At 60.1% G+C, this 11,504-nt stretch carries 10 protein-coding genes and 3 pseudogenes; 7 read left to right on the top strand and 6 right to left on the bottom strand.

The window, feature by feature from the left end:
* Positions 1 to 9: 9 nt before the first annotated feature.
* Both SO140_RS44420 and SO140_RS44415 read right to left on the bottom strand, forming a co-directional pair.
* Positions 10 to 246: a copper chaperone gene (locus tag SO140_RS44420; protein WP_498544091.1), complete on the bottom strand. Its 237-nt coding sequence runs from the start codon at positions 244 to 246 to the stop codon at positions 10 to 12.
* 5 nt (positions 247 to 251) lie between these two features.
* Positions 252 to 590 (bottom strand): DUF2182 domain-containing protein, encoded by a 339-nt coding sequence (locus SO140_RS44415; protein WP_498544090.1) that lies wholly within the window; start codon positions 588 to 590, stop codon positions 252 to 254.
* 1,752 nt (positions 591 to 2,342) lie between these two features.
* On the opposite strand from SO140_RS44415, the gene SO140_RS44410 reads away from it, so the two are divergent.
* From SO140_RS44410 to SO140_RS44390, 5 genes and pseudogenes are all read left to right on the top strand, one after another.
* Positions 2,343 to 2,555, top strand: coding sequence for a hypothetical protein (locus tag SO140_RS44410; RefSeq protein ID WP_474803615.1), 213 nt, complete (start codon positions 2,343 to 2,345; stop codon positions 2,553 to 2,555).
* A 400-nt stretch (positions 2,556 to 2,955) separates the two neighbouring features.
* A complete protein-coding gene (locus tag SO140_RS44405; protein ID WP_474803618.1) occupies positions 2,956 to 3,222 on the top strand; it encodes a ribbon-helix-helix domain-containing protein in 267 nt (88 codons plus the stop codon).
* Between the two features lie 499 nt (positions 3,223 to 3,721).
* Complete coding sequence (locus tag SO140_RS44400; RefSeq protein ID WP_498544089.1) at positions 3,722 to 6,430, top strand: PAS domain S-box protein; 2,709 nt, start codon at positions 3,722 to 3,724, stop codon at positions 6,428 to 6,430.
* Complete coding sequence (locus SO140_RS44395; protein ID WP_474803623.1) at positions 6,430 to 6,906, top strand: response regulator; 477 nt, start codon at positions 6,430 to 6,432, stop codon at positions 6,904 to 6,906. The genes SO140_RS44400 and SO140_RS44395 overlap by 1 nt, the downstream gene beginning before the upstream one ends.
* A gap of 391 nt (positions 6,907 to 7,297) precedes the next feature.
* Positions 7,298 to 7,485: pseudogene (locus tag SO140_RS44390) on the top strand (hypothetical protein); the annotation flags it as partial.
* A 254-nt stretch (positions 7,486 to 7,739) separates the two neighbouring features.
* Here the strand turns inward: SO140_RS44390 and SO140_RS44385 are convergent.
* The 3 genes from SO140_RS44385 to SO140_RS44375 all read right to left on the bottom strand — a co-directional run bounded on the left by SO140_RS44385 (position 7,740) and on the right by SO140_RS44375 (position 8,988).
* Positions 7,740 to 8,006: a hypothetical protein gene (locus tag SO140_RS44385; protein ID WP_474803626.1), complete on the bottom strand. Its 267-nt coding sequence runs from the start codon at positions 8,004 to 8,006 to the stop codon at positions 7,740 to 7,742.
* A 326-nt stretch (positions 8,007 to 8,332) separates the two neighbouring features.
* On the bottom strand, positions 8,333 to 8,524 hold the full coding sequence (locus SO140_RS44380; RefSeq protein WP_474803629.1) for a CsbD family protein: 192 nt from the start codon (positions 8,522 to 8,524) through the stop codon (positions 8,333 to 8,335).
* A 191-nt stretch (positions 8,525 to 8,715) separates the two neighbouring features.
* Positions 8,716 to 8,988, bottom strand: coding sequence for a hypothetical protein (locus SO140_RS44375; protein ID WP_474803632.1), 273 nt, complete (start codon positions 8,986 to 8,988; stop codon positions 8,716 to 8,718).
* Between the two features lie 459 nt (positions 8,989 to 9,447).
* Between SO140_RS44375 and SO140_RS44370 the strand changes: the two are divergent.
* Both SO140_RS44370 and SO140_RS44365 read left to right on the top strand, forming a co-directional pair.
* Positions 9,448 to 9,803: pseudogene (locus tag SO140_RS44370) on the top strand (ISNCY family transposase); the annotation flags it as partial.
* Positions 9,799 to 10,352, top strand: a pseudogene (locus SO140_RS44365) (transposase); the annotation flags it as partial. The pseudogenes SO140_RS44370 and SO140_RS44365, both read left to right, overlap by 5 nt.
* Positions 10,353 to 10,565: 213 nt before the next feature.
* Here SO140_RS44365 and SO140_RS44360 read toward each other — a convergent pair.
* Complete coding sequence (locus SO140_RS44360) at positions 10,566 to 11,177, bottom strand: Crp/Fnr family transcriptional regulator (protein WP_498544088.1); 612 nt, start codon at positions 11,175 to 11,177, stop codon at positions 10,566 to 10,568.
* Between the last annotated feature and the right edge of the window lie 327 nt (positions 11,178 to 11,504).

Raw genomic sequence — 11,504 nt, 5'->3', positions numbered from 1 at the left:
TCCCGAACTTCACATTCCGCGCGCAAGCAAGATCGCGCCGGAGATCATGAGAGCTAGACCGGCCGCGTGACTCAGTCTTGGACCGAGCCTTGGTCCGAACCTTGGGCCGAACCGCAGCAATTTCTCGCAGCCGACATAGACGGCAATGGCGACGATCCAGACGAAATTCATCACGCCGCTAACGAACAGGAACGCCATCAGAAACCAGCAGCAGCCGACACAATAGACGCCGTGGCGAAGCCCCATGCCGATTACTGGCTGAGGAACAATAGCGGGCTCTGGCCGTAACGAAGCCAGGCCGTCTTGAGCGGTGTGAACTGGTAGAGCCCTACAGCCAACAGGATGACGCCGCCGAGCGCTGCGCTGGTGCTTGCCATCGCCATCGACAGGAGCCCAGTGCGTTCGAGCAGCCATTGTGCCAGGACTGCGACGCGGCTGAACCCTGCCCATACCGCGAGATAGCCGGCGAGAAAGATCCAGGCTTCCGTTGCGGCAGCAGGCGCCCCCTCCTTGCGCTTGACGGCGGCGTACAACAGGACGGTGGGCGCCGCGCTCGGCACCATCATCGCGATCATCATCACCCACCACATGACGAACCGCGACGAACGACAGCGCCTATGACCTAATGGGTAGAGGCTGTCGGTGCCAAGGTTTCGGAATGGCTCATCTGCATGACTTGGCGGCTGACGTGGCACCATTCTCAGGGGAGGATCAAAGCCGACATGATGGGCACATGAAGCTCACGGCAGAACGACCACTACGCCAACCCGGAAACCGCAGCGCGCAAGCTCATCGAGATCGCAACCAGCATCGAAGCCGTCCAGGACGGCCGCATCCATATCGAGAAGATCAACGCGCCGTTCCTCTACACGCTGAAAGCCAGCGGCCCGGAGTTTGGCGCCGGCATCAGGTATGCAGTCGAGAAGGGTTGGATGGAGTTGCACGAGAGCGGGACCGACGTGCGGCTCTTAAAGGCAGAAGCGACCGGCTAAGGCCGCGATCCCCGACTCTGGGCGGGGGCGCTATCTATTATTTCTCCGGCGCGGCGATCGTTTTGCTTGACCCTTCCGGAGCGCTCTGCATGCCCGGTGGGCTTTGGCCTTGCGGACTTTCGGCAGGCGCGCCACCCGATTTAGTATCAACCGGCCCGGTCCACCCTTGAGGTTGCAACTGGCCTTTTTCCTCCGGCGGTGTAGGCGCTGCGCCGATGGTTGCGTCGGTTGGTCTCTTTTGATCCGACTGAGCAATCGCAAGGCCACAACTCAAAAACGAGATCATGCATGCGGTAAGAGCAAATATTCGCCACACCAAAGTTCTCCGACCGATGGTGGCCCAGCGGTTTGGCCGCCAGCCTAGTCCAGCTCCGGCCCTTACAGGGGACTCCGTGACCGGGGCACGTCGAGAACACGCAAAATTACCGGTTGTTCCGGACTCGTAGAAGGCGGTGAAAATTCTTATCTTCAGCCCATGCGTATTGCGTATACGAGCTCTGCCTGGCGAGCGCCGGCAGGCAGGTCCCGTCAGGGCCGGAGTGGATCCATGAAGTGAAGCATGACGGCTACCGGATGCTGGTCATCCGGCAGGACAAGAGAGTGCGCCTACCTCACGCAGTGGCAGCGACTGGACCAAACGCAGGAACGAACGCTCCTGAAGCAGGTTGCCGGCTCAGTACCTGATCTCGACAATCATCTCCGCGTTGACGACGGCCCCGGCTTTCCCCCCGAGCTGGGGCCTCTTCATTGGTCCGGGAACGAATCTAGCTTACGTAAATTATTGTCTTGCTCTTTAGGGACGACACAATCGCCAAACGGCCTCAGCATTCAATCCGGGATGCTGGGGCCGTTTTCGTTTTAAGGGCGCGCGCAGCTAGACGACTGGCGCCGCCTGCATGCGAGAGATCGGCGTGCGCGGCGTCCTGGTCTATTGCGCGGACTATCGCTGCGGACACAGCATCGCCCTTAGGGGACCGTCGACTATGAGGCACGCCTCCATGCGTTGGCGAAGAACGACACAGCAACGTCTGCTCGACCGCAATTACGCATGTAAGCCCCCTGTTTTGTTCTCGAAGACCTGCCCAAGCGGGAAAATGTGGCAGTCGCAGCGGTATCGCGCACTAACATGCAGCAGGATGCGGCGCACTTGTTGGAGAAAGACCGCGGCGGAAACTCGCTTGCATTAGCCCGGCATGGACGATCGGCCGGACATCGCCATCGCATCGAGGTCCGCACGGAAGTTGGTCCGCTTTTTCGAATTGGCCTCGTCAAACCCCTTGAAGAATCAGGCCTCGACTAGGAACGGCGGCAACTTTCCATCCGTTGCTTTTGCCGTTCGAGGAATTTCCCATGGCCAAGAAGAACTGTCTGATCGTGCGAGCCGTCGGAAGCCAACTGGATCAGCTGCGCGGAGAGGCATCGCGCATTTCACGAGGAGATCAAGTCGACTGGTGGGTTGAGCGCGGCGACGCAGGGACACGCTTTTGCTTTGAGACTGCTGAAGCAAAACAAGCGTTTGCCCGAATATGCGAAAACTTCGCGGTTTCTTGCACGGAAGCCTAGCGAGCAGAGGCAAAACAGGGACGCCAGCGTGACCTGGCAGCTCTCAGTTCAGCTTCCGGCGAAGCTTCCTGATGATCTCCCGGAGCTCCTCCACGTACTCCTTGATGATGCGTCGAGCATCTTCTGTGCACGAAGGCTTCGGCGCTTCCTTCTCCAGTCGAGGCTCGTCCGACGGTTTCATCCGGCGACGCTTTGCCAGTCCCAGGGCGGACTATTGAGATAGGTCAATGCCTCAGGGACTACCCCGAGAGCATTTCACTTTGCCACCCCTTCCCGATAGAGTGGCTTTGCGCGCGGCGGTGCGCACGGGACGGCTCCCGCGTGTCCGCCAGCTTCACGCGCCAGGGCTGTTCTCGTTTACAGGATCGACTGGCGCGGCTGGCGAGCGCGAGGAATGGCCATGAAATCCCCCGTCGTGAAACGATCCATCGTTGTCGCCAGCCACAAGACCAGCGTTAGCCTGGAGGAGGCTTTCTGGGCCGGCATGAAGGAGATCTCCAGCCTGCGCAACATGACGCTGTCGGACCTTGTCAGCGACATCAACCGGAACCGCCAGCAAGGTAATCTGTCGTCCGCGATACGTCTGTTCGTCCTCGACTACTTCAAGAAGCGCGCTGCGGCGACCCAGCCTGCGCCGGCACCGCAGCCATCCCGCGATAGGGCGTGAGCTCTGAACCGCCGCCGGCACGATGCGAGGTGCCGCCTTCGACATTCTCGCGATGGGCGGAGCGCGCGGAAGCCCTCGCGGATTCGCTCACCAACCTCCATGCAGCCCTCAGCGCCGTGCCTGGCAACAACGGCGCCAGCTCCTCACCGCCGTAGCGCGCGGCAAGGTCGGCCAACCGACGAGCCTCGGCCGCAAGCAATTCCATGGCGCGGCGCCCGGTCCGCCTGATGCCGACCTCAAAGGCGATGCCATCGCCATCCCTGTGAAGACGAAAGCCGGACGGGCTTGCAATTAGCGCCCGGAGCAGCCCGGCTTCTATTGCATTGCGAAGCTGCAGGTGGCCGGAGAAGGCTCAGTTCATGGGAGGAGCGGAACTTCCCCACCCGTCCCGCCGTTCAAAGAGTTTCTTCGGCTCCAGACCATGTCCGGCCATGGCGTGGGGAAGACGAGAGCGTGATGGCGGCGCCAAACCGGTCGCGGCTCGGCTCGGAGGGTACAGATGAATATTCAGAAAATGTCGTCGGAAGGACTTCACGCATTCGCTTCCCTGATCTGGCGCAACCCCTCCCTTGAATTCATTGAACAGCTACCCATCGCCGCGTACGCCTGTGATGCGCGCGGCCGCATCCTCTGGTTCAACAGCCATGCGGCGGAACTGTGGGGCCGATCGCCGCGCATCGCCGAGGATACCGAGCTCTTCTGCGGCTCTTACAAGCTCTTCTTCGATGGCAGGCTGATCGCGCGGGATGAGGCGCCGATGGCGGAGGTACTGCGTACAGGCGAGCCCATCCGTGGCATGGAAGCGCGCATCGAAAGGCCGGACGGATCACATATGTGGGCTGTCGTCCATATCGCACCCATCCTGGATGAGGACGGCACGATCGCGGGCGCCATCAACTGCTTTCATGAGCGGACCGGCGGTGGTCGCCTCGATGCGTCCGATGCAAGCCCCGATGACTGGCTGCGCCTGCGCGATCAACGCCTCGCGGCAACGTACGAACATGTGGGTGCCGGCATTGTGGAAGTCGATCAGGATGGCCGGATGCTGCGCGTTAATCAGCAGCTATGCGAGATGACGGGGCATTCAGCTTCTGAACTGCTCGGACGGATGATCTTTGACGAAACCCTTCCCGACGACCGGCCGGGTGACCTGCAGCAGTTTCGGCTACAGGTCGCGGGCGAGATTGACCGCTATAGCATCGAAAAGCGGATTTATTGTAAGGATGGAAGCTATATCTGGGCTTCCGTGACATCCTCCAGTGTCCGCGACGCCACCGGCAACTTCCTCTACGCGGTCCGCGTCCAGCACGACATTACCGCCCGCAAGTGCGCCGAGCAGGCGCTCGCCCGGCGCATGGAGGAGCAGGCCGCACTTTTGACTTTCTCGGAGCGCCTTCAGCGCTGCACCACCGCCGGCGAGATCTATGATGCTGCGCTTGATGCCATCACGCGCGCCCTCGGCTGCGAACGGGCTTCCATCCTGCTGTTCGACCCGGCAGGGGTGATGCGGTTTGTTGCGTGGCGCGGGCTTTCCGAGAGCTATCGTCAGGCTGTCGAGGGACACTCGCCCTGGGCCAGGGACGAAGCCGATCCGCAACCCGTATGCATTGCAGATATTCCCGCGACTGATTTGCCGGATGAGCTGAAACGAACGGTCCAGGGTGAAGGCATTCAGGCCGCCGCATTCATCCCCATTCTTGAGGACGGCGCCTTGTCCGGCAAATTCATGGCGTACCACCGGCTCCCGCATGAATTCACGTCTTTCGAGCGGGATACTGCCCTCGCCCTGGCGCGCCTCCTGGGTTTCAGCCTTGCGCGCCTTGCCGGCGAGAAGGAGCGCAGGATCGCCGAGCGCGATGCGCAGCAGCTCGCCGCCATTGTTGAGTCTTCGGACGATGCCATCGTCAGCAAGGATCTCAACGGCATCATCCGCACCTGGAATGATGGCGCGGAGCAACTGTTCGGCCATAGCCGCGATGAAGCCGTGGGCCGCCCGATCACGATGCTGATCCCGGATGATCGCCAGGACGAGGAGCCCGGCATTCTTGCAAAGATACGTGCCGGCGACCGTGTGGAGCATTTCGAAACCGTGCGCCGCCGGAAGGACGGAAGCCTGGTCGATATTTCCCTGACGATCTCGCCGATCCGCGACCGTTTCGGTCGCATCGTTGGCGCGTCCAAGATTGCGCGCGATATCTCTGAGCGCAAGATGGCCGAGAATCGCCTGAAGGAAGGCCAACAGCGCCTTGAGGAGCTGCTCGCGGCCATACCGGCCGCGCTCTATACGACGGATGCCGAAGGCAAGATCACATACTTCAATCAAATGGCCGTCGAATTTGCCGGCCGCACGCCGCAGCTCGGCAGCGATGAATGGTGCGTGACATGGAAGCTCTTTCATCCGGACGGAACGCCCTTGCCACACGATCAATGCCCGATGGCTATCGCGCTGAAGGAAGGCCGTGCCGTGCGGGGCGTAGAAGCTGTCGCGGAGCGACCCGATGGGACGCGGGTTCCCTTCGTACCGTTCCCCACGCCATTGCGGAATGCCGCCGGCGCTGTCGTCGGCGCCATCAACATGCTGGTTGATCTCAGCGAGCGCAAACAGTCCGAGACCCAGCAACGTTTACTGCTGAACGAACTCAATCACCGCACCAAGAACAATATGCAGGTCTTGCAGTCGCTCTTGACCACCGCCTCGCGGGCGGCCGCGAGTGAGGAGGCGCGTCGCGTCCTCGAAGAGGCGAGCGGGCGGGTAGCGGCGATGGCGGCAGCCCAGCGTGTTCTCTATGGCACGATCGACGCCAGCCGGTTTTCGGCCGACGAATTTTTGGGGGCGGTGGTCGAAACGGTTCAGCAGACCTTGCCGGCGCGCATCGTTGTGGAACGGACTCCTGCCAATGGCGTGTTGTCAAACGATGTGGCAATGCCGCTGGCCCTGCTCCTTAATGAGTTGCTGACCAATGCGGCGAAGCATGGCAACAAGGACCGGCTGACAGGCGCGGTTCGTGTCGGCCTGTTCCGGCGCGATGGCATGTTCGAACTTTATGTTGAGGACGACGGACCTGGATTCGATATGGATGGCGTTCGCAGCAGGTCATCGGGCCTTCGCCTCGTTCAGGGCCTTGCTCGCCAGCTTCAGGCGGAATTCCGGATAACACGGCCACCATCACGCGCAACACTTAATTTCCCAGCCGGGAGCAGCGGCTAATGGCGGAAAAGGGCCAAGCCGTGGCGCCATTCCTTGCAGCGCCCGCGAATAGCGCGGGAGGCAGCGATACATCAGATACATCAGACACATCAGAAATCCCCGCCACGGCAGCCGGCCTGCTGGTGGTGGAAGACGATTTCCTGATTGCCATGCAGGCTGAAACAGCTTTGTCCGACGCCGGATTTCGGGTCCTCGGCGTGGCGACCACCGCTGAAGAAGCTGTATCTCTCGCCAGAGCGCAGCTCCCGGCTCTCGTCCTGATGGATATTCGCCTTGCCGGCCGACGCGACGGTATCGATGCCGCGGGCGACCTCTTCCGTGAGCTTGGCGTCCGTTGCGTATTCGCGACGGCTCATGACGATCCGCTGACGCGCAAGCGCGCCGATCCTTTCGAGCCGCTTGGCTGGCTAGCCAAACCCTACACCATGACCTCACTTGTCAACCTGGTGCGGGACGCGCTCGATCGGGTGAGCTGAGCGAGTCTCGCTTCTTTCGCCGCATTCAATCAGAGTTGGCGACATCGAACGGTTCAAGCATTTTTCACCAGCGAAAACTCGGTAAAAACGACCCTTGAGATGCGGGCACCGCGATGCTTGCCCGACCGGCGAAGAAACGGCTGCCCCAGCAGAACCCTAACCGCCAGGGCCGTTGAGTTTGCTTGGTGGGGTTTGGCGAAAGCCAAGCGGATCTCTCGCAAGTGCAATTCACTGCCTACCGGACTTCCATCAACCCAATCGGAGCCGCCGGGTGAAGCAGAAAGCGGCGAGCGTTGACAACCTGCGCAGCCGTTCGAGATACTAAGCTGGTCGATCTAGACGACCGAAACATATTTCGTGTCTATTACGATATGATTAGCGGGGGCGAAAAGTGTTTGATGTCCATCGCAATGATAAGCGCGACGTTCTCGTTCTAAGCACAGGCTCTGCGATACCGATACTCGCGGCTCCAGACATAGTTGGCGGAAGAGCAGAAGAAAAGTTTTCAAAGTCAGCGACGAGATCAAGTCAGCCGTTCAGAGACACGGCTATTACGTCCGCAGCCTGCGGGCCACCAAGAGCGCACGATCGAGTCTAGGAGGTCGGCGGCCGGTGTTCTCTAGACCATCAGCGCCAACCAAGCCGCGACCCTCGCGCTCTTCCGCGTAGTCAACCGGTACGTCGACAACCTGCCGCCGATGCCCGGCAGGCCGCAGCTGGTCCAATTTGATGGTTTGGAAAAGTCGCGCCGATGGGCATGGGCGCGACCTTTCTCGAAGCCATATTTGATCGGGAAATGCGGTGCCTTTGATCGGAAATGCGGTGCCGATTACTTACTTCTCCTTGATAACGGTCGTGCTGCCGCTACTACCAACTGTGCCTTCATCGCAGATTTTTGTCTGCTTGATGCGGTCTTCAGCTTCCACGCGGGTCTTGAAGGCCATGGGACCGATCTGCGTCACGACTTCCTTGTCCGCCGGGCGTGTGGTTGTAATCGTGCACTGATGGCTCGGGCCTTGTACGACGTAGTACTCATCGGCCAGTGCTGGGGCGGCGCATCCGATGACTAATGCGCCCGCAATCAGAAGTGGTGTTTTCATTTGTCGCCTTTCTATTCAACTTCTGCCGAACACGCGATCAGGAGAGATGCCGCGATACTGCACACACGACCACTCATCCTTCTATCCTCTCGGCGGTCGTGTAACTCGTCCGAGACTTCGGAGTTCCCCGGCTTCTGAAGCCTGGACGCCGGCACCAAACGTGCTGAGAGGTTTGTTGCGACGGCCCGGATCTACAACGACTGTTCGTTTGATGAGGCCCGTAACGTCGGAGGCTTGGAGCGGAATAAGCCGCCGTATGGCGGTTCCGGAAGCGCAAACAAAACGCCGCTCACAGGGAGCGGCGAGAGCGAAAATTGATGTGAGAGTCACTTCTTCATGGCGTCTGCTGCGTCCCTGGCCGCATCCTTAATGTCGCCAGCTGCATTGTGCACAGCGCCCTTCGCCTTGTCGGCTTTGCCTTCCCTTTGCAGGTCCTTGTCGCCACTCAGCTTGCCGGCGCCTTCCTTAATCGTGCCCTTGGCCTTGTCGGCGACACCTTTCACGTGCTCGCGATCCATAGCTGGCTCCTTCGATCTTGCATGGACGAACAACGCGCGAAAAATCTTAGCGTTCCGGGTACGCTATTGGAACAGAGCCGATTGGCTAGGCAAGCGGGCACGTCCGAGCAAGGCTGACGAGGACACCCTAGTTTTGCGCTGCGCTTCGATGCCCAAGCTGCTCTTGCCTTGCGATCGGTTGCTATGCGACGTCAGGCAGATGCCTTCTGCTGCGCCTCAACGGCTCGAAACCCCGCTCTGCACAACTGCGCAATGGCCGCCTCGATCGCCCTATCGTTGTTGCGCTGATCCTCCGGGAGCACGCCGATCCGGACGAACGCGTCGCGCGTCTCGGCCCAATCCGTGACCTCGATACGGACGATGCGCGCACCAACTTGCTTACGCGCCCGGTACCGCTGCACCCGAAGTACGTTCTGCCGCTTCCGTTTGGCGACACAATCCAGATCGTTCGGTGCTGCGTCCATCAATCCCTCGGCTTGTGCAGCTTGCCGACCACGTGGAACATGATGCGCAAATACGCGGCCGAATCTTGCTTTATGAGTTGCCGAATAGCCGCGCGACCGCCGTAGCGCCAGGAATGGAAGAGATCATCGATGACATCCGCCGCAGTTCGTCGTGCGGGGGCCGACCAGGGCTCACACCGACATGGCCACGCAAGAAACGACCACGTGGATCACGCTCGGATGAAGCCGATGTTGGCGTCGGCGCGCCAGTCCTCGGCGGCAAAGCATATCGCCGGACGCGGGCCCGACTTGCGATCTGCAAGGCTCGATCAATCCTCACGGCGGCCTCCACCGCAACCGTAATGCGATAACAGGAAAGGATGCAGCTCGTCCTGCCCTCAGATCAATAATTTAGCACTTCCAAGGCGTTAGGACCAATCGGAATCGAATTAGTCGTTGAAGGGAGCTAGTGGGCCACTGGATTATCTACGTGAGACCCGAACGTATGTGGAGCGCCACGGCCGGCCGATCGCGTTCTATTCGGACAAGCACGCGATCTTTCGTGTCAACAACCGCGAGGCCAAGGGCGGCGATGGGATGACCCAGTTCGGTCGCGCCCTGCACGAGCTCAATATCGACATCATTTGCGCCAACACCCCGCAGGCCAAGGGCCGCGTCGAGCGTTCGTTCGGCACGCTGCAAGACCGCCTGGTGAAGGAGCTGCGGCTGGCCGGGGTCTCGACCCTCGGGCTGGCAACGCCTTCCTGCCGGGGTTTCTGGAGAGCTACAATACGAAGTTCGGCAAGCTCCCGCAGTCAGATCAGGACGCGCTACGGTGCCGCCCACAACCTCCACTTCCTGGTCGATGTGAAGGGAATCGCGCCCCACATCCCGGTGATCGACAAGTCACAGCGCGACGACGGCACGTTCAGCCGCGACGATTTCATCTATGACGCGGCGCGCGATCAATATATCTGCCCCAGCGGCAAGATCCTGCCGCGCTCAAGTGGAACACGCGGACCACGCGGAGATGACGCTATCTCGTACTTCTCGCGCGTCGCTGATTGCCGCGACTGCCCGCTCAAGTCCAAATGCTGTCCAAACTCGCCGAGCCGGAAGATCACACGCCACGTGCACGAGGCAGCGCGCGATGTCGCCCGCGCGATCGCCAAGACGCCTGCCTACGATGAGACCCGACGAGATCGCAAGAAGGTTGAGATGCTGTTTGCGCACCTCAAGCGGATCCTGCGGCTCGGCCGCCTGAGACTGCGTGGACCGGCCGGCGCGCGGTTCGAATTTACGCTTGCAGCAATCGCTAGAACCTTCGTCGCTTTGCCAAGCTTGCGCTCCATCCACCCGACACGGCCGCACCATGCGTTGCGTAAGTGGCGTCCGTCGCGTTGGTTGCGTCAGGCATCAGTGCCAGGGCGTCTCCGCAGCCCATGCCGGGCAGGCGGCCAAAAGATCGCGAGCCCAAATTTTCAGATCACAGCCCCGCTGAGAGCGTCGATCCTACCGACTTCTGCAACAAAATCGGCCCCAAGCCGACTTCAGCTCTTCAGGGAAAGTGTGAAAGTCGGGCAAAACACCGGCGGTGGTCAGCGGGTGGCGACAAGAGCCGCTTGAGCATCATTTTGGGTCATTCGAGTGGCGGTCAGCCGCAGGAAGTATAACGACAAGCCTGGATTGCGCTCGCACAGCTTCTTGAGCGCGCCATCGCTGATCCACAGCAAATCCAGGTCAGTTTCCGCCATCGCAGTCTGAGTGCGCCGCCGCTGCAGAGAGAACAACCCAATCTCTCCAAACACGTCACCAGCAGAAAGTCGCCGATCAATTTCCGGAAACCGGACTTCACCCGACACGATCATATAGAGCAGGTCGGCATGCTGTCCCTTCCTGAAAATCGTCTGTCCTGCCTTGAAATGTTTCGGTTGCATAAATGGCTGCAGCCAGGCTGGAGAAAGATCCGTGGCTGCAGCGAGCTTCGCTTTCCGAAGCAAGTTTATCATCCGAAAGAGCAATATGATGTTCAACGGAAGCAAGATGATGTGCAGAGCAAGCACAGGGTATAGTTTGGCGCCAAGTCCGTAACTGATGAAAGCGAAATTGCTGCATATTGCGACCGCACGCAGGCTCAACATCGTGCTCATGCAGAATGTAAGCAGGACGAGAGCTGACGCCAAATAGCCGATGTCGTTGATCAATGTCATGATGGTGTCCAACCCCAACAATCAATTGGCGTTGCCCCATGAACTTAACAACCTTCCGCTAGTGCACGGAAGGATTCCGAACCAAATAGATTTTGAATTCGCTCGCCTGCCGAAGGCACTACCGCTGCCATTGATTTCGCGAAAACTCGGCATGTCGCGCTGGCAGCTCTAGCATCATCCCGCGCTGGCAGCTCTGGGGTTAGTCTATATCAACTGCGTTTCAGAGTGTAGAGGTGCGATGTCGCTTTTTGGCCGATTCCGTTGAAAAAGGGCGGCAGTAATCCGATGTATTGGCGTCAGCGGCGATGCGGCCGAGCGGCTGTGTCG

The organism is Bradyrhizobium sp. UFLA05-108 (assembly GCF_059803455.1).
Note: the sequence above shows the minus strand (reverse complement) of the source record. Positions and strands in the feature narration are given on the sequence as shown.